We start from the raw sequence: 17589 nt of genomic DNA on the forward strand, positions 1-17589 counted from the left end.
AGTAGCTGAGCTTAGCCACTTTTTTGCAACAGCCCGCGCCGAAAGCGCGGGCTGTTGAATTTTTACGCCGAACGTTGCCGTTCTTGCACCTGCGCGGCTATTTGCTGGCGCCTCATACTTTGTTTGCCTTTTGAAGCCGCTGCTCGACATCCGCGACCTGACCATTGATTTTGCCTCGCAATACGGCACCACGCGTGCGGTAGAAGGGATTTCCTTTCAGCTGAACGCGGGCGAAACGGTGGCCATTGTGGGCGAGTCGGGCTCGGGCAAATCGGTGACATCCTTGGCGCTGCTGGGGCTGATTCCAATGCCGCCGGGCAAGCTGAGTGGGGGAGAAGCACGCTTTCAGTCGCAGGCCCTAGGTGGCGAGGTCGATTTGCTGCGTCTCTCGGAGGAAGAGCTGCAGCGGGTACGCGGCAACGAAATTTCGATGATTTTTCAGGAGCCGATGACCTCCCTGAACCCCGTGCACACCTGCGGGGAGCAAGTGGTGGAGGCTTTGCTGCTGCACACTTCGCTGAGCAAACAGGAAGCCGCGGCGCGCACCATCGAGCTATTCACGGAAGCGCAGTTGCCACGGCCCGAAAAAATCTTCAAGTCCTACCCGCACGAAATCAGCGGGGGCCAAAAGCAGCGGGTAATGATAGCCATGGCCATGGCCTGCCAGCCCGCCATCCTGATTGCCGACGAGCCCACCACGGCCCTCGACGTAACGGTGCAGGCCCGCATTCTGCAACTCATCGACGATTTGCGCCGGCAGCGCAACACGGCCGTGCTCTTCATCACCCACGACCTAGGCGTGGTGGCCGAAATTGCCGACCGCATTCTGGTGATGTACCGCGGCAAGGTGGTGGAGCAGGGGAGCGTGCTCGACATTTTCACGAACCCCAAGCACCCGTATACCAAAGGGCTGCTGGCGTGTCGGCCAAAATTGTCGCAAGGCAAAAAAAGATTGCCCACGGTGGCCGATTTTATGCGCGAAGATGCTGCCGGCGGCTTTTTTAGCACTGAAACCGCGCCGTTGCAAAGCCCTGCTAACGAGGTAGCTGCTTTAGTAGACGAACACTCTCAGAGTGCAGACGAAACTACCAAATTGTTCCCCGTGGAACATCCGTCTGATGTTCCACAAGCGGCCGATGCTTTGGTGGGTTTTAAGCAGGCGCCGCTGCTCGAAACCGGAGTGCCCGTACCCAATGCCGCTGCTGCACCCATCGTAACTGCTCCGGCTGAACCAGCTGCGGCTGATGTAGCTCAGGTGAAAGCCCTAGGTGCTGCCGCAAGCGAGCAGGTGAAACAGTCGGGCGAGGTGCTGCTACGCGTGCAGGACTTGCGCGTGTACTACCCGGTGCGCAAAGGCTTTTTCGGACGCGCCACCGAAGTGGTGCGCGCCGTCGATGGCGTGAGCTTCGACATTTACCGCGGTGAAACCGTGGGGCTGGTAGGAGAGTCGGGCTGCGGAAAAACTACCCTGGGGCGTACGCTGCTGAGGTTGGTGGAACCAACCAGCGGCAGCATTCTGTTTGATGGTACCGATTGGGCAAAGCTGCGGGCGGGCGAGTTGCGCCGCCGTCGCCGCGATTTCCAGATGGTGTTTCAGGACCCCTACGCCGCCCTCAATCCCATGCTCACGGTGGGTGAGGCCATTTTGGAGCCAATGCGCGTGCACAACGTAGGAGGAACCCGCCAGCAGCAAAAAGACCGCGTATTGGAGCTGCTGCGCACGGTGGGCCTGAAAGAAGAACACTACCTCCGCTACCCGCACGAGTTCAGCGGTGGCCAGCGCCAGCGCATTTGCATTGCGCGGGCCTTGGCGCTGCAGCCCAAGTGCATCATCTGCGATGAATCCGTATCGGCGCTCGATGTGTCGGTGCAGGCGCAGGTGCTCAACTTGCTGAACGACCTGAAGCGCGACTTCGGCATCACGTACCTGTTCATCACCCACGATTTATCGGTGGCGCGTTTTATGAGCGACCGGCTGCTGGTAATGAACCAGGGGCAGATTGTGGAGCAAGGCCTGGCGGCCGACATCTACGCCAACCCGCAGCACGAGTACACCCAGCGCCTGCTGGCAGCCATCCCGAAGGATACGCCGGCTGACATTCGCGCCGCCGTGGCTCGCCGGCAATTGGCGTAACCTGGGCTCCTATAGCAAGGTCTGGTAGCTGATATTTTGGCTAGGTGGCTTACAACGCCTGGCTTATTGCGGCTGCAATGCTCTTCTGAACGCATTACAACTCCTATACGAGCACTTTGTAGTTCAACCATGGCCGGGTGTGCCTCAAAACACCAGCGTGGCTTAAAACGCCCGAAAACTGCTTAACTCCCCTCTTGCTGCTTCTCGCGTATCACCTAGCAGCTTCGATTACCGTCGAAATATTCAGAAGTTCTGTTTTTTCGCACAACCTAAGTCGGCACTTTGCCGAACAACTACTGCCCGCAGGCCCCTAGGTCGGTAGGCAGTTACCATCCACCCGTGGGCAAGCCCGGTACCCAGTCCAGCGGCTACCCACTGTTACCAGCTAATTCGCCGCCCGTCAGAGATACCCAAAAGCAGCCCGGCGGCGACCCTTTTCGAATGAGAAGAAACAACGAATCGGCCGATGCGCCGCGCCCCTCGCGCGACCCGGCCCGCCGCCGCGAGGCAGCCGCCCCGGCACCCGTATCGAAGACCCTGGTGTTCCGCATTTTTGCCGACAACCCGGGCAAGGTGTTTAGCTACCGCCAGATTTCGCGTCGCCTAGGTGTCGTGAGCAAAGAGCAGCGCGAAGAGGTGTTTCACCACCTCAAGGACCTCAAGCGTAGCGGCCACATCGCCCTGCTCCAGAACGACGACTACCGCTTGGTAGAGCTGCCGGGCCGCTCCTTCAACGAGCGCCCCGACAACGACAAGCCCGCCCGCGACCGGGGCCCGAAGCGTGGTAAGTTCGACCCTGGCTTTGTGGCCGAACTGGGCCAGGAGCCCGTGACGCACCGCCGCCGTACGCCCGGCTTCGATTTCCCCGGCACCACCGACCGCACCCACCGCCCCGGCAACTACCGCCACCGCGAGGCCGGCGCCGGCGGGCAGGAAATTACCGGCACCGTCGACCTGGCCAACAACAAGTACGCCTACATCGTGAGCGAGGAGCTCAGCGAAGACCTGCGCGTGTACACCGACCGCCTTGGCTTTGCCCTCGACGGCGATACCGTGCGCGTGCGCCTGGGCAAGGCCCGTGACGGCCGCCCCTCCGGCGACGTGGTGCAGGTACTTGAGCGTCGCAAAGAAGAAGTGGTAGGCCGCCTGATGATGCAGGCGGGCTTTGGCTTTGTGCAGCCCGACAACAAGCGTATCTACTTCGATGTGTTTGTGCCCGGCCATGCTTTTGCCGATGCCAAGAACGGTGACAAGGTGCTCGTGAAAATCACCGAGTGGCCCGACGAGTTCGGCCGCCAGCCGGTGGGCGAAGTGCTGCGCAGCTTCGGCGCGGCCGGGGAGCACGAGGCCGAGATTCACGCCATCATGGCGGAGTTCGGCTTGCCCTTCGAGTTCCCCGAAGAAGTGGAGCGCGAGGCCAACGAAATCCCGGCCAACATCTCGGCCGAGGAAATTGCCAAGCGCCGCGACTTCCGCGACATCACGACTTTTACCATCGACCCCGTTGATGCCAAGGACTTCGACGATGCCCTCTCCTTGCGCCAGCTCGAGAACGGGCACTGGGAGGTGGGCGTGCACATCGCCGACGTAACGCACTACGTGTTGCCCGGCACCCGCCTCGAGAAGGAAGCCCACTGGCGCGCCACCTCGGTGTACCTCGTCGACCGCACTATTCCGATGCTGCCCGAACGCCTCTCCAACGGCCTCTGCTCGCTGCGCCCGCACGAAGACAAGCTGACTTTCTCGGCCGTGTTCGAGCTCGACGAGCAAGGCAAGCTCTACGACGCGTGGTTTGGCCGCACCATCATTCACTCCGACCGCCGCTTCACCTACGAAGAGGCGCAGGAGCGGATTGAGTCGGGCGAGGGCGATTTTGCCGACGAGGTGAACCTGCTCAACCGCATTGCCAAGGAGCTGCAGGCGGCGCGCTTCCGCAAGGGCGCCATCAGCTTCGAGGCGCCCGAGGTGAAGTTTAAGCTCGACGAGCACGGCAAGCCCGTGGGCGTGTATGTGAAAGAGCGCAAGGACGCGCACAAGCTGATTGAGGAGTTTATGCTGCTCGCCAACCGCAAAGTGGCCGAGTTCGTGTACCGCCTCAAAAAGACGAAGCCGCGCTTCACGATGGTGTACCGTACCCACAACGCGCCCGACCCCGAGCGCCTCGAAAACTTCGCGCTGTTTGCCCGCCAGTTTGGCTACGACCTGAATCTGGGCGAAGACGCCAACGTGAGCAAGGAGCTGAACAAGCTGACTGCCGAGGTAGAAGGCAAGCCCGAGCAATCGGTGATTCAGGCTCTGGCGGTGCGCTCCATGGCCAAGGCCATTTACACCACCGAAGCCCTAGGTCACTTTGGCCTGGCCTTCGACCACTACTCGCACTTCACCTCGCCCATCCGCCGGTACCCCGACATGATGGCGCACCGCCTGCTCGAGCACTACCTGCACGGCGGCAAGAACGTGGACGCCGAGGAGCTGGAAGAAGACTGCAAGCACTCTTCGGAGCGCGAGAAGCGGGCCGCCCAGGCCGAGCGCGCCAGCATCAAGTACAAGCAGGTCGAGTTCATGGCCGAGCACGTGGGCGAGGAATTCACCGGCGTGGTATCGGGCCTTACCGAATGGGGCCTGTACGTGGAGATGGGCGAAACCAAGAGCGAAGGCATGGCTCGCCTGGCCGATATTCAGGAGGACTTTTTCGAACTCGACAAGGAGAACCTGCGCATCATCGGCCGCAACACGGGCCGCATCATTCGCTTCGGCGACGAGGTAAAGGTGATTATCAAAGCCGCCAACCTGCTCGACCGCACCATCGACCTGGAGCTGGTGTCGCTGCCGCGCAACGCCGGCCGTGCTGCCCGCCCCCGCGAGGAGTTCGGCGACCGGGCTCCGCGCCAACGCCCCGGTGGCCGCGGCGTGGCCGGGGGTACCGGTGGCGGTGGCCGCCCGCGCCGCGAAGGTGGCCGTTCGGCCTCCGACAAGCCCAAGCCCAAGGGCAAAGGCCGCAGCCGCTACCACGGCTAAGCTGGCTTATTGCCGAATGAATAGACCGCCCTGTTGGCCTAGCGCCGGCAGGGCGGTTTTGCATGTAGCGCGGACTTTGTAGTCCGCGTCCACAGATACTATTCTCTAAATCCTTGCCCTAGGTCCTGAGGATTGAGTTTCTATCCGGGGACGCGGACTGCAACCGCAGGTCGGCGCAGCCAAAGTACGCGCTACTACGCGCTGCCGCGCCTTGCGCAACTGCCCGTGCCACCCAGGCGTCGTACCTTGCACCCGACGACTTACTGCCGCCTCTGTGGATCTTTCTGTTTTCTCAAACGCCCTTACGGCTGCGCTAACGCAGCTGCACTACGGCGACCAACCCGCCGAACTTTACGAGCCCATTCGCTACTCCATGCGCATGGGTGGCAAGCGCATTCGGCCGCTGCTCACGCTCCTAGGTGCCCAGCTCTTCACCGATGATTGGCAGCTGGCCCTGCGCCCCGCCATGGCCGTGGAGGTGTTCCATAACTTCACCCTGCTCCACGACGACATCATGGACCAAGCGCCGCTGCGCCGCGGCCAACCCACGGTGCACGCCAAGTGGAACCCGAACGTGGCCATCCTCTCCGGCGACGTGATGCTGGTGCGGGCCTACGAGCTGCTCTTCGACATCGAACCCGCCTTGCTGCCCGAGGCTTTGCGCCGCTTCAGCCAAACCGCCGCCGAGGTGTGCGAGGGCCAGCAGCTCGACATGAACTTCGAGAAGGAGGCCCGCGTCAGCATCGCGCAGTACCTCGATATGATTCGGCTGAAGACGGCCGTGCTGCTGGGCTTTGCCCTGGAGCTGGGCGCCCGCCTAGGTGGCGCCTCCCCTGCCGATGCTGACCACCTGCGCCGCTTCGGTACCGATATCGGCGTGGCCTTTCAGCTGCGCGACGATTTGCTCGACGTGTACGGCGACGCGGCCACCTTCGGCAAGCGCGTGGGCGGTGACATCGTATCGGACAAGAAAACCTACCTGCTGCTGACGGCGCTGGAACAGGCAAACGAAGCTCAGCAAGCCACGCTGCAGCAATGGGTAGGCAACACCGCCCCCGAAGCCGCCGAGGCCAAGGTAGCGGCCGTACGGGCTGTTTACGACGAACTGCAGATCCGGCCCCGTACCGAAGCCCTCATCAACGAGTACTTCCAGGACGCCCTGGCGCACCTGGAGGCCGTGCAAGCCCCCGCCGAACGCAAGCAGCCGTTGCGCGGTTTGGCTTTGCAGCTGATGGAGCGCGAAAACTAACGGCTTTCGTTCGGGCTTCTTTTTATTCTGACCCCTCTCTTAATTCTCATGACCATCGACCTCGTGCTGCTGCTGATTCTCGTCACCTGCGGCATCTCCATTTACGCCTGGCAAAACCACTCCTTGCTGGAGCAGTGGATTTTTAGCCCGTACCGCGTGCAGAAAAACCGCGAGTACTACCGCTTCCTCACGTCGGGCTTTTTGCACGCCGACTGGATGCACCTCATCTTTAACATGTTTTCGTTCTACTCGTTTGGGCAGCTGGTGCTCCAGCGCATGCAAATCGAGTTTGGCGGACTGAACGGCATGTGGGTGTTTCTGCTGCTCTACATCGGCGGCATTATCGTGTCGGATATTCCCACGTTTTTCCGGCACCGCCGCGATGCGCGCTACGGCAGCCTGGGTGCTTCGGGCGGCGTGGCCTCAGTCATCTTTGCGGCCGTGCTGTTTTACCCCGTGGCGCCGGAAGGCGGCGGCATCCTCATCTTCCCGATACCGTTCCGTATTCAGCCCTTCATCTTCGGCTTCCTGTACCTGGCCTACTCCTACTACCAGGGCCGCCGCATGGGCGACAACATCAACCACGACGCGCATTTTTACGGCGCGCTCTACGGCGTGGTGCTCACCATGCTCATCAACCCACAGGCTGGACTCGAGTTCTGGCAACAAATAAGTGATAAGTATTTGTAAGTCAATGATTTGTATATAAAATTAGAATTTCACTATATCCAATATGTCGGGCTTGCGTAAAGAGAGCAAATTGAACGCTCCTTTCTTACCTAAGCCAAACACCACATGAACTTCCTCGCTAAGTATTCCCTGCGCCCGGCTGTTACGGCGTGCCTTATGTCGTTGCTCACCCTAAGCATGTCGGCCTGCAGCCGGCGTACGTCGAGCGGCAGCCTCACCATTTTCGGCGGCATTATCCTGATCCTTGATATTCTGGCCCTGATCGACATTCTGCGTCAGCCGTGGTCGTTGGGTAAGAAAATTCTGTGGGTGGCTATTATCTGGTTCTTGCCGCTCCTAGGTTTGTTGCTGTACTACCTGCTGGCCGGCCGCGGCAAATCGTAAGCTCGCGTCAGAACGCTTCCAACAACAGCAAGGCCCGCTCCCATCAGGTAGCGGGCCTTGCTGTTGTTGGGAGGATAAGCAGCCTGTGCGCAGCGAGGTTGGCCTTACTGCACCCGGCCAAATACGCGTTGCTTCTCCAGCCGAGCGGCCTGGCGCAGCACCTCGCCTAGGTTCGTTATTTCGGTTACCTGCCAGTAGTCGCCCCGGTCGCGCATTTGCAGCTCCAGCACGAGCGTGGTATCGAGCTTGGGCTGCGTAAACTCGAGGCCCACCAAGGCTAGCTCGCCCTGCTCCTTTAGGTATTTCACCCCCTTGAAGCTGCTTTCGGGACTTACTATACGGCTGGCCAACCCGGCCAGCGAAAACTTCACTATGCGCTCGAATTCGTTGTTGGCGTTGGCATCGAACGAGCCCGTGGCAACGTAATGCTGCACCTCTTTGCGGGCTACGCTGGCCAGCTGTGGTTTGGCCAGGTTAAGCGCGCCGCGCATCAGCAAGCCGCCGCTGTTTGCGTTCAGCAACCCCAGCAGCTGGTCTTGCTCGGCTACCTGATCCACGAGGCTGCTGGCCACGCTTTGTATATCTACGTACTTTTCGAAGCTGGCCACATCGTGGTCGTGCACGGCCTTTGCCGCTTTAGCCAGGGCAAATTTGGGCCCAGCTGCCACCGTGCGGTAGTACCAATAGCCGCCAACGGCCAGTACAACCAGCAGCAGCAAAACAAGAATACGTTTCATATGTGGAGTTGTGGTATGCAGATTGGGCCTTGCCGAGCTGGCAAAATATGACTTTGCTGCCTAATAAGGCCCTGGCATACTCAACAGCAAAGCCGGTGCTGTTTGTGCCCTAGGTACTGGGTTCGGGGAACACCAGCGGGGGTAAATGCTGGTTGTGCCTGCGCTGGTCCGTGGCTTGGTGCGCTGCTCCAAGGCGAGGTATCAGGGTTGCAGTTTATCCACGGGCTGGTTCTTGCGTATCAGCAGCATGGCTCCTCGCACCCCTTCGCTGCAGCGCCCACGCATTTACGGCCACCGCGGTTGCCGCGGTTTGCGCCCCGAAAACACGCTGGCCGCCTTCCTGCACGCGTTGGAATGGCCCATTTACGGGCTGGAGCTCGACGTGGTGCTTTCGGCCGATGGCGAAGTCGTGGTGTCGCACGAGCCCTGGCTGAATGCCGACATTTGCCTAGGTCCCGACGGCACACGCCTGACGCCGGAGCAAGGCCGCGGGTTCAACCTCTACCAGCAGCCGTATGCTGCCATTAAGCGTTGCGACTGCGGCAGCCTCCGCCACCCCGCCTTTCCGGAGCAGCAGTTAATGCCTGCTGCCAAGCCTTTGCTAAGCGAGGTGTTCGAGGCCGTGGCCCAGCGTGCTGCCGAACTGCGTCGACCCGTGCCTGCGTATTCAATCGAACTAAAAAGCGAGCCGCATACCGACGGCGTGTTGCACCCAGCGCCTGCTGCTTTCGTTGCACGCGTACTCGCCGAGCTCAGCGCCAGCTTGCGCTACCCCGCGCCCGAGGTGCTCATCATGTCCTTCGATCATCGGGTGGTGCAGGCTACGCGGCAGCTATCCGACCTCCCGGTTTGCTTGCTTATCGAAGACAACTTGACAGTAGACCAGCACATCGCCGGGCTTGGCTTTGTGCCCGATGTCCTAGGTCCGAAATACACCTTGCTTACTCCTGAGCTGCTACGCTATTGCCGCTTGCATGATCTGCCCATCGTGGCCTGGACGGTAAACGACCCAGTGGCAATTGCTGCGGTTGCCAAGCTAGGTGTCCGGGGCATCACCACCGATTACCCCGATCGTGCCGTTGGTGTACTAGGTGCGTAACACCGCCACGGCGTTGCAACAGTACCCTAGCTCTGATTTCTCAGATTTAGGACAAGAACTGTTGTGGCAAAGGGTGGGGGAGAGGTACAAGAAGCCATTGGGTTTTGTGCTGCACAAGGTGGGTCGGTACAACCTGCCCTGCTTAAACCAGCGCTTGGGCGCTGCTACAAGGGTATTTATGCTTGCGAGGTTTGATAAGTGCTTGTAGGTGTTACAGGCATGTGTTGCAACAACTGTATCGCTGTGCGTGTAACAAGTGTTGTGTAACAGTGTTGCGTAGTGTTATTGTTACAGTTACAACGGTGTATTGTAATGCATTTTTTAACTGTTGTGTTTGATACAATAAAACATTTTTACATCTTTACAACGCACCCCGTAACGACACACTGTATATGGCTCACCAAGGCGAAATCTTGCAGGAAGCAATCAAAAACAGCGGTATTTCGATTAGTAAGCTTGTACAGGAGCTGGGTATTACACGTCCGACCATTTATCGTAAATTCAAAGAGACAACCTTGGATTACAGTTTTGTTCAGCGTGTCGGCGAAGTGATACAACACGACTTTACGGATGAACTTGATACACCTGTTCAGTCTCAAATACACTTTACACCTACACCTGTAAAGGCCGCCGCTGCAACACGAAGTGTATCATTACAGCCTGTGGATCAGGACCCTGTAAAAGCATTAATGGCCCTGCAAGCGAAGTATATCGCCCTGCTCGAAGCATATAATGAGTTGCTGTTAAAAGTCTATGGCCCGAAGTGAACAGGTGATGTTTCACGTGGAACATTGTAGTGTTTCGCTACGGCTAAAGCCTGTCTCTTCCTTTACAGAGTGCCCAGCCCAGGGGTGGGCAAAGGCAACCAGATTCATGCGGCTTCGAGCCCGCGGGAATTGAGTGCCGATAAAGAGAGCGGCCTTATAATAGTTTGGCCGATGTATCGATTCTGCGGCGTTAGCGCCTGATGACAACAACCCTTGGTCGCAACGATATTAGCTAGCTCCGGCCAGCTGTGTCAGGCTTAAAAACAACCGCTTTACGTCACTTTGAGCAAGAGCTGATAGACGTGTTTAAGTAGGCAGCGGTACCGCCAAAACGACACACTTAGGTGCTGTCTTATAACTAAACTCTTAGTAGATAGGTCCTCTAGGATGGGGCCTGGTGGCTTCACATGCTAAGCCAAACGAGCAGTTGATGCAGAGTGGAGCGCGGCTTTATTAGAGCGGCACTGACAAAGCGAAACGGGCAGCAAGCAAGGTGTTCAACAGCAATGCACACAAAGGCGCTGGCCACTCAGAGAACAGCCAGGTAAGGCAGCTGGCAATTAGGCCAGCAACAACGGTGCAGCGTAGTAAAAGGCAGTAGCCACTGAGCCCGGTAATTTCCGGACAAACCGAAAGATGAGGGCATGGAAGCCACGTTCCACCTGTGCGGGGGAGTTGTGGCAAGCAAGTGGGTAGGGGAGGCAACCTGGGCTGGGAAAGCCGGAGGTGTTAGTGGGGCTTAGAGGAAAACAACCTCGTGCACGATGTCTTCGCCGACCTCACTGTTGATGATTTCGGCAACGCGCGTCTTAGCCATGAAGAGCTCGTGTTTCAGAGGGGCTGAGGTAAGGCGCACAAACAGCTTGTTGTTGCGGAAGTATACCTCCTGAGTTTTGAGGGCTACGGCCCTCCCCATTATTCGCTCCCACGAAGCAACCACGTATACCTCGTTCATTTTGCCTTGCAAACGGTACGCCTTCAGCAGTGCCTGGATGCCCTCTTTGAGAGGTACGACATCGGCCTTGCGGGAAAACTCGGAGGCGTTACGTGATTTCAAGGTGAAAAAGGTAAAATAATGCGCGGAAACACACAGCAAGCCTGATTTTGAACAGGCCGGCGAGCAGTGCAAAGGTAGCTCCACTTAGGGGTTAAAGGGGCCGAACCGCGCCCTTATCTACTCTGAACCGGGTGATTTGTTCGGATAGTCCGGAAAGGGCCCGGTCGGTGCGCTCCAGGTGCGTATCGGTAAGGAAAACCTGTCCGAAGGTATGATTGGCTACCAGCTGCAGCAGGCGAGTGATGCGGCGCTCGTCGAGGCGGTCGAAGATGTCGTCGAGCAGCAGCAGGGGCTTGTGCTGCTTCTGGGTGGCCATTATCTCGAAGTGGGCGAGCTTGAGCGCAATGGCATAGGACTTTTGCTGGCCCTGCGAACCGAAGCTCTTAACCGGTGCCTCGTCCATGAGAAAGACGTAATCGTCCTTGTGGGGGCCCATGGTCGTGCGCTGCAAGGCTAGGTCTTTGCGCTCGTGCTGGCGCAGGAGCTGGCCGAAATTCTGATCGGGCAGCTGGCTTTTGTGTTCAAGGGTGACCTGCTCCCGGCTGTCGGCCAGCTCTTGGTAATGGCGCTGAAACACGAGAGTAAACTGCTTCAGAAACTCCTGCCTCCGGATTACCAGTTGCTCGCCCGCAGGCACCAATTGCTCGTCGAGCACCTGCAGGTAGTCGCGGTCGAACGTGTGGCGCTCGGCGAACTGCTTGAGCAAGGCATTGCGTTGCTTCAGCAGAAAGCTGTACTGAATCAGGAGCTCGAGGTAGGCATGGTCGAGCTGGGAGATAATACTGTCGAAATACTTCCGCCGGTCTTCGCTGCCTTGCCGTATAAGGTCGGTGTCGTAGGGCGAGATGAGGACAACCGGGTACTGGCCGATGTGGTCGGATATGCGGTCGTAAGGTTGCTTGTTGTGCGTAACCAGTTTTTTCTGGCCGGTGCGCAAGCTGCACTGAATGGTATCGGAAGCAGGAGAGGAGGGCAGCGAAAAGCTACCCTTCACCAGAAAGAAGTCGGCGCCTTGCTTCATGCACTGGGCATCGGAAGCGGCGAAGGCGCTCTTGGTCATGGAGAGGTAGTGAATGGCGTCGAGCAGGTTGGTTTTGCCGCTGCCGTTCTCCCCAATAAAGCAGTTGATGTGAGGCGAAAGAGTAAGGCTGGCCTCGTCGTAATTCTTGAAAAAAAGGAGTTGCAGCGAGTCCAGCGTCATGAAAAGCGGAGGTTTCGGAGTTGCAATGCTTTTACGTACTTTCGCATTCCAAAACCCGATCAAGAAGAGCTACTAATGGCGGATACGAAGGTAAAGGCTGCTTCGAAGGCATCCAATTCGGTAGGCAAAGCCAACAACGGCGCCCAGCAGCAAGGCCAGGCGCCCGAGGCTGCCGCCGGCAACGCCGAGTTCAATAAAGAAACTTACCTCACTTGGTACGAGAGCATGATGCTCATGCGCCGGTTTGAGGAGAAGGCAGGTCAGCTATACGGCCAGCAGAAGATCAAAGGTTTCTGCCACCTTTACATTGGGCAGGAAGCGTGCGTGGCCGGTGCTGTTTCGGCCCTGCAGAAAGGCGACAAGTGGATTACCGCTTACCGCGACCATGCCCACCCGCTGGCCCTAGGTACCTCGCCGAACGCCCTGATGGCAGAGCTGTTTGCCAAGGAAACCGGCTGCTCCAAAGGCAAAGGCGGCTCCATGCACATGTTCGATAAGAACGTGAACTTCATGGGCGGCCACGGCATTGTGGGGGGCCAGGTGCCCCTAGGTGCCGGCGTTGCATTTGCCGAGAAGTACAACAAAACCGGCAACCTCTGCATTTGCTACATGGGCGATGGTGCCGTGCGCCAGGGTGCTCTGCACGAAGCCTTCAACATGGCGATGCTCTGGAAGCTGCCGGTGATTTTTGTGGTAGAGAACAACGGGTATGCCATGGGTACCTCGGTGAGCCGCACCTCCAACGTTACCGACCTGTACACCATCGGCGAGGGCTACGACATGCCGTCGGAGCCGGTTGATGCCATGCAGGTGGAAGAGGTACACCAGGCCGTGGCCCGGGCTGCAGAGCGCGCCCGTGCTGGTGAAGGTCCTACTTTCCTTGAGTTTAAAACGTACCGCTACAAAGGCCACTCCATGTCGGACCCGGCCAAGTACCGCACCAAGGAGGAGGTAGAAGGGTACCGCCAGCGCGACTCGATCGAGAACGTGCGGGCCGTGATTCTGGAGCGCCAGTACGCCACCGAAGATGAGCTGAACGCCATCGACGAAAAGATCAAGGCTGCCGTGGCCGAGTCGGTAGAGTTTGCCGAAAACTCGCCGTTCCCGCCCGCCGAGGAGTTGTTCCAGGACGTTTACGTGCAGGCGGATTACCCCTACATCCGCGAGTAACTACAGCTTACGCAAAGCCGGGCAGCCCGCACAGGCTGCCAACTTTTCTTCTCTCATGTCGAAGATTCCCTTTACGCGCAACTCGCCGCTCGCGCGCCAGAACCAGCCGCAACAGCAGCCCGAGCAGGGTCAGCCGGACCCCAACGCACCCGCTGCGCACCCCATGCTGGAAGATCCGAACGCCCTGGCCGCGCGCCTAGGTGAATCGGAGGATTTTGTCCGTCGCAATAAAAACATCCTGTTCGGCATTCTGGCAGCAGTGGTGTTGCTGGTGGTAGGTGGCTTTGGCTATTACACGTGGCGCAGCTCGCAAGACGAGAAAGCCCAGGCAGCCATGTTTCAGGCGGTGCACTACTGGGAGTCCGATTCGCTGAAGAAAGCCATGAAGGGCGACGGGCAGTACGCCGGCCTGGAGGCAGTAGTCAACGAATACAGCGGTACCAAGGCCGCTAACCTGGCTAACTTCTACGCTGGTACGGCCGCCCTGAAAAACGGCGAGTTTCAAAAGGCCATCGATTACCTCGAGGACTTCAGCTCCGACGACCTGCTGCTGCAGGCCCGCGCTTACGCCCTTATCGGCGATGCCAACATGGAGCTAAAGAAGTACAAGGAAGCCGGCGACTACTACCAGAAAGCCGCCGACTACAAAACCAACGACTACTTTACGCCGGCTTACCTGATGAAGCTTGCCTTGGCGCAAGAGATGCAAAAGGATTACGCCGCTGCCGAGCAGACGTACAGCAAAATCGTAACCGACTACCCAACCTCGTCGGAAGTAACCGATGCCAAGGTGTACCAAGCCCGAGCCAAGGCTATGCTCGGTGGTAAGTAGGCCCTAGGTTAAAAACAGCGGCGCCGCTTCCTGCATAGGGGAGCGGCGCCGCTGTTTTAGCGCGGCGGGGTATTGTAGCCGCCGAAGCAGATATTTGCAGCCACTAAATCAACAAGCCTTACCTATGGCTACATCCCTGAAAAACCTCAGCGACTATACTTCCGATCAGTTTATCGACATCAGCGATAAGCGTTTTGGGTTGGTGGTAGCCGAGTGGAACCGCACCATTACCGACACCCTGTGCCAAGGCGCCTACGAAACACTGCTGAAGCACGGCGCGAAAGCCGAAAACATTTTCCGCAACACCGTACCCGGTAGCTTCGAGCTGGGCCTAGGTGCGCAATTGCTCGCGCAACACGAGGAGATTGACGCCGTGATTTGCCTGGGCGTCATCATCAAAGGCGAAACGCGCCACGACGAGTTTATTGCCCATGCCGTAGCCCAGGGGCTTATGGACGTGGGCCTCAAGTTCAACAAGCCCGTCATTTTCGGAGTACTTACCACCGAAAACGAAGAGCAGGCCTGGGACCGCGCCGGCGGCAAACACGGCAACAAGGGAGTGGAGGCGGCCGTAACGGCCATTCACATGCTGGGTTTCTGAACCTTGCCAAGCCCGACAGGGTTGGAGTAGCAGTAAAGTCTTAGCTTTGTGCTACGAAAACCGGGCTGACTGATCGGCCGGAACACTTTGGGCTACTTGGCATTGCCGCTGCAGGGCACTAATCCTGAACTGCTTATGTTGCCAACGCTACAAGCTCAGGGTGCTTCCGCAGCTAAGATGCACTTGGTAAGTTATTTATTTTCAACTGCTTACAACATTTTCCTGCCTCACCATGAGTGAAGAATCACTACGCTACTCCCGGGAAGAGCTGGCCGAGTTCGAAGCCATCATTCAGGAAAAGCTAGCTGCCGCCCGGAAAGAAGTAGCGTTCATCAAAGAAACGCTGAGCCGCCGCAACGACTCCGGTACCGATACCACGGCTTCGCCCTCGAAGGTGTTGGAAGATGGTGCTGATACTGCCGAGAAGGAAAGCCTGAACCAGCTGGCTTCGCGGCAGATGAAGTTTATTCAGCAGCTCGAAAACGCGCTTATCCGCATCAAGAACGGTACGTACGGTGTTTGCATCGGTACCGGCAAGCTCATCCCGAAGGAGCGCCTGCGGGCCGTGCCGCACACGCAGCACTCCATCGAAGCCAAAATGGCGCGCCGCGACTAAACCCCGCTGGCCGTTGTGTTACTAGCCGCCCGGATTTGCGCGGTCGACTTTGCTCCAGTTGGAGAAAAGCCGTGCGCGAAATCCGGGCGCTGTTTTCGCAGGCACTTCGCCGCACGAAAACGCCCCTGCTGACGTTTGTCAGATCTAATAAGTCACATTAATAGTCCGGCAGCGATGCCGTGCGTCTGAATACTCCCACATGGGTAAGAAGCAGCAATCATTTGGAGGCCCCGGCAACCGCCGGCCTGGCCGCCCCGGCTCCGACAACAACCGCGGAGACAAACCCTTTAACTCGTACGGCGACGACCGCCGCTCGGGAGGTGCACCGCGCCGCCCCGAAGGCGGCAACGACTTCCCCTCGCGTCCGCCGTTTGGCCGTCCGGCCGGCAAGCCCGGCTTCGGCAACGGTCCCGACCGTCGCTTTAGCCGCCCTGCCGGTGAGGAGCGCCGTTTTGAGCGCCCCCGCTACAACAAGCCGGCCGAGCCCGATGGGGCTGCCGACTTTATGCGCGGCCGCCTGAACAAACCCGATTTCCGGGGCGACGAGCGCACCGAACGCCCGAACAACGATGAGCGCGGCCCGCGCCGCAGCTTTGACCGCCGCCCCGAGGGCAATGACCGTCCGCGGCGTAGCTTCGGCAATGAGCGCGGCGGCTACGGCAGCGAGCGTGGAGGCAACGACCGCAGTGGCTTTGGTGCGCGCGGTGGCAGCAACGAGCGCGGCGGTTTCGGAGCGCGCGGTGGAAACTTTGGCGGCGAATCGCGCTTTGGGCGCGACGAACGCCCGGCACGCCGCTTTGAGCGCGATGGCGACGCCCCGCGCCCCAGCCGCGGCAACCGCGGACCTAGCAACGACGAACCCCGCTTTGAGCGCGGCCCGGCGCGGCGCTTCGACCGCGACGAGCAACGCCCGGAACGCCCCGAGCGCCGGTTCGACAACCGCGAGGAGCGCAGCGGAGCCGGCCGCTTTGGCCGCCCGGCCGACGACAAGCCCCGCTTTGGTGGCACGGGCCGTTTTGAGCGCCCGCAGCGCGAGGAGCGCCCCAGCCGTGGCGAGCGGCCCGAGCGTTTTAACCGCGAAGAGCGCCCAAGCTTCGACCGGAAGCCCCGCGCCCCGCGCGAAAACCGCTACGACCGCACCAACGACGAGCAGCAGGAAGCGCCGGCTTACAAAAACCTCAAGTTTTACGAGGAAGATAAAACCCGGGGCAACAAGCGCCGTCGTGAAGAGGCCGAAGGCGACGAGACGGTACGCCTGAACCGCTACATCGCCAACGCCGGCATTTGCTCGCGCCGCGAAGCCGATCAGCTGATTGAGGCCGGCGAGATTCGCGTGAACGGGGAAGTAGTAACCGAGCTGGGCTACAAGGTGAAGCCTAGCGATACGGTGCACTACGGCAAAACCAACCTGAAGCGCGAGAAGCTGGTGTACGTGCTGCTGAACAAGCCGAAGGATTTCCTGACGACTACCGAAGACCCGGAAGGCCGCAAAACCGTGATGGACCTGGTGAAGAACGCCTCGAAGGAGCGCATCTTCCCGGTAGGTCGCCTCGACCGCAACACCACCGGCCTGCTGCTGTTCACCAACGACGGCGAAGTTGCGCAGAAGCTCAGCCACCCTTCGCACCGCAATAAAAAGGTGTACCAGGTAGAGCTGGACAAGGAGCTTACCGACGAGCACCTGGCGCAGATTGCGGCGGGCCTGGAGCTGGAAGATGGCAAAGCCGAAGTAGACGACGTGGCCGTGGTGGCGGGTAACCGTTATTTCGTGGGCGTCGAAATCCATATCGGGCGCAACCGCATTGTGCGCCGCATTTTCGAGCACCTGGGTTACGATGTGAAAAGCCTTGATCGGGTGCAGTACGCTGGCCTGACCAAGAAGGACCTGCCACGCGGCAACTGGCGCTACCTCACCGAAAAAGAGGTAATTCGCCTGAAATATTTCATGTAAGCACGCAACCCCGGCCGCGCGTTCGGGGCTCTTACCGGCGGCGGTCTGGCCTTAAGCAAGCCAGGCCGCCGCTGTTCGGTAGC

Annotated in this window: 15 protein-coding genes; 12 read left to right on the forward strand and 3 right to left on the reverse strand. The window is 59.2% G+C overall.

Features of this window, described 5'->3' with window-relative positions:
• Window positions 1-130: 130 nt before the first annotated feature.
• The 5 genes from OIS50_RS15165 to OIS50_RS15185 all read left to right on the forward strand — a co-directional run bounded on the left by OIS50_RS15165 (window position 131) and on the right by OIS50_RS15185 (window position 7475).
• Window positions 131-2134, forward strand: coding sequence for an ABC transporter ATP-binding protein (locus OIS50_RS15165; protein WP_264691480.1), 2004 nt, complete (start codon window positions 131-133; stop codon window positions 2132-2134).
• A gap of 441 nt (window positions 2135-2575) precedes the next feature.
• A complete protein-coding gene (gene rnr / locus OIS50_RS15170) occupies window positions 2576-5152 on the forward strand; it encodes a ribonuclease R (protein ID WP_264691481.1) in 2577 nt (858 codons plus the stop codon).
• Window positions 5153-5426: 274 nt separating this feature from the next.
• Entirely contained in the window at window positions 5427-6401 is a 975-nt protein-coding gene (locus OIS50_RS15175) for a polyprenyl synthetase family protein (protein ID WP_264691482.1), read from the forward strand.
• Window positions 6402-6449: 48 nt separating this feature from the next.
• Window positions 6450-7091 (forward strand): rhomboid family intramembrane serine protease, encoded by a 642-nt coding sequence (locus OIS50_RS15180; RefSeq protein WP_319805300.1) that lies wholly within the window; start codon window positions 6450-6452, stop codon window positions 7089-7091.
• A gap of 105 nt (window positions 7092-7196) precedes the next feature.
• Window positions 7197-7475, forward strand: coding sequence for a PLDc N-terminal domain-containing protein (locus OIS50_RS15185; protein ID WP_264691483.1), 279 nt, complete (start codon window positions 7197-7199; stop codon window positions 7473-7475).
• Between the two features lie 104 nt (window positions 7476-7579).
• Here the strand turns inward: OIS50_RS15185 and OIS50_RS15190 are convergent, their stop codons facing one another.
• Window positions 7580-8212: a DUF2939 domain-containing protein gene (locus OIS50_RS15190; RefSeq protein WP_264691484.1), complete on the reverse strand. Its 633-nt coding sequence runs from the start codon at window positions 8210-8212 to the stop codon at window positions 7580-7582.
• A gap of 247 nt (window positions 8213-8459) precedes the next feature.
• On the opposite strand from OIS50_RS15190, the gene OIS50_RS15195 reads away from it, so the two are divergent.
• Together OIS50_RS15195 and OIS50_RS15200 are read left to right on the forward strand one after the other, a co-directional pair.
• Window positions 8460-9311: a glycerophosphodiester phosphodiesterase family protein gene (locus tag OIS50_RS15195; RefSeq protein WP_264691485.1), complete on the forward strand. Its 852-nt coding sequence runs from the start codon at window positions 8460-8462 to the stop codon at window positions 9309-9311.
• Window positions 9312-9703: 392 nt separating this feature from the next.
• Window positions 9704-10078 (forward strand): helix-turn-helix domain-containing protein, encoded by a 375-nt coding sequence (locus tag OIS50_RS15200; RefSeq protein WP_264691486.1) that lies wholly within the window; start codon window positions 9704-9706, stop codon window positions 10076-10078.
• A gap of 739 nt (window positions 10079-10817) precedes the next feature.
• On the opposite strand, the gene OIS50_RS15205 is transcribed toward OIS50_RS15200, so the two are convergent.
• Both OIS50_RS15205 and recF read right to left on the reverse strand, forming a co-directional pair.
• Window positions 10818-11135: a DciA family protein gene (locus OIS50_RS15205; protein ID WP_264691487.1), complete on the reverse strand. Its 318-nt coding sequence runs from the start codon at window positions 11133-11135 to the stop codon at window positions 10818-10820.
• Between the two features lie 91 nt (window positions 11136-11226).
• Window positions 11227-12336, reverse strand: coding sequence for a DNA replication/repair protein RecF (gene recF, locus OIS50_RS15210; protein WP_264691488.1), 1110 nt, complete (start codon window positions 12334-12336; stop codon window positions 11227-11229).
• 75 nt (window positions 12337-12411) lie between these two features.
• Here recF and pdhA point away from each other — a divergent pair, with 75 nt between their 5' ends.
• The 5 genes from pdhA to OIS50_RS15235 all read left to right on the forward strand — a co-directional run bounded on the left by pdhA (window position 12412) and on the right by OIS50_RS15235 (window position 17506).
• Complete coding sequence (gene pdhA, locus OIS50_RS15215; RefSeq protein WP_264691489.1) at window positions 12412-13506, forward strand: pyruvate dehydrogenase (acetyl-transferring) E1 component subunit alpha; 1095 nt, start codon at window positions 12412-12414, stop codon at window positions 13504-13506.
• Between the two features lie 55 nt (window positions 13507-13561).
• Window positions 13562-14338 carry a tetratricopeptide repeat protein gene (locus OIS50_RS15220; protein ID WP_264691491.1) on the forward strand — a complete coding sequence of 259 codons (777 nt, stop codon included), beginning with the start codon at window positions 13562-13564 and terminating at the stop codon, window positions 14336-14338.
• A gap of 124 nt (window positions 14339-14462) precedes the next feature.
• Window positions 14463-14939, forward strand: coding sequence for a 6,7-dimethyl-8-ribityllumazine synthase (gene ribH, locus OIS50_RS15225; protein WP_264691492.1), 477 nt, complete (start codon window positions 14463-14465; stop codon window positions 14937-14939).
• A gap of 232 nt (window positions 14940-15171) precedes the next feature.
• A complete protein-coding gene (locus OIS50_RS15230; protein ID WP_059071681.1) occupies window positions 15172-15555 on the forward strand; it encodes a TraR/DksA family transcriptional regulator in 384 nt (127 codons plus the stop codon).
• Between the two features lie 199 nt (window positions 15556-15754).
• Window positions 15755-17506, forward strand: a complete 1752-nt coding sequence (locus tag OIS50_RS15235; protein ID WP_264691493.1) for a pseudouridine synthase — start codon at window positions 15755-15757, stop codon at window positions 17504-17506.
• Window positions 17507-17589 lie beyond the last annotated feature (83 nt).

Origin of the sequence: Hymenobacter sp. YIM 151858-1 (assembly GCF_025979705.1) — a bacterium.
Classification (GTDB): Bacteria; Bacteroidota; Bacteroidia; order Cytophagales; family Hymenobacteraceae; genus Solirubrum.

Bases quoted from the DNA above. Each gene is read 5' to 3' on its own strand.
- OIS50_RS15235 (WP_264691493.1), top strand. From the start codon at position 15,755: ATGGGTAAGAAGCAGCAATCATTTGGAGGCCCCGGCAACCGCCGGCCT.
- rnr (WP_264691481.1), top strand. From the start codon at position 2,576: ATGAGAAGAAACAACGAATCGGCCGATGCGCCGCGCCCCTCGCGCGAC.
- OIS50_RS15230 (WP_059071681.1), top strand. From the start codon at position 15,172: ATGAGTGAAGAATCACTACGCTACTCCCGGGAAGAGCTGGCCGAGTTC.
- OIS50_RS15200 (WP_264691486.1), top strand. From the start codon at position 9,704: ATGGCTCACCAAGGCGAAATCTTGCAGGAAGCAATCAAAAACAGCGGT.
- OIS50_RS15190 (WP_264691484.1), bottom strand. From the start codon at position 8,212: ATGAAACGTATTCTTGTTTTGCTGCTGCTGGTTGTACTGGCCGTTGGC.
- OIS50_RS15185 (WP_264691483.1), top strand. From the start codon at position 7,197: ATGAACTTCCTCGCTAAGTATTCCCTGCGCCCGGCTGTTACGGCGTGC.
- OIS50_RS15180 (WP_319805300.1), top strand. From the start codon at position 6,450: ATGACCATCGACCTCGTGCTGCTGCTGATTCTCGTCACCTGCGGCATC.
- pdhA (WP_264691489.1), top strand. From the start codon at position 12,412: ATGGCGGATACGAAGGTAAAGGCTGCTTCGAAGGCATCCAATTCGGTA.
- ribH (WP_264691492.1), top strand. From the start codon at position 14,463: ATGGCTACATCCCTGAAAAACCTCAGCGACTATACTTCCGATCAGTTT.
- OIS50_RS15195 (WP_264691485.1), top strand. From the start codon at position 8,460: ATGGCTCCTCGCACCCCTTCGCTGCAGCGCCCACGCATTTACGGCCAC.
- recF (WP_264691488.1), bottom strand. From the start codon at position 12,336: ATGACGCTGGACTCGCTGCAACTCCTTTTTTTCAAGAATTACGACGAG.
- OIS50_RS15220 (WP_264691491.1), top strand. From the start codon at position 13,562: ATGTCGAAGATTCCCTTTACGCGCAACTCGCCGCTCGCGCGCCAGAAC.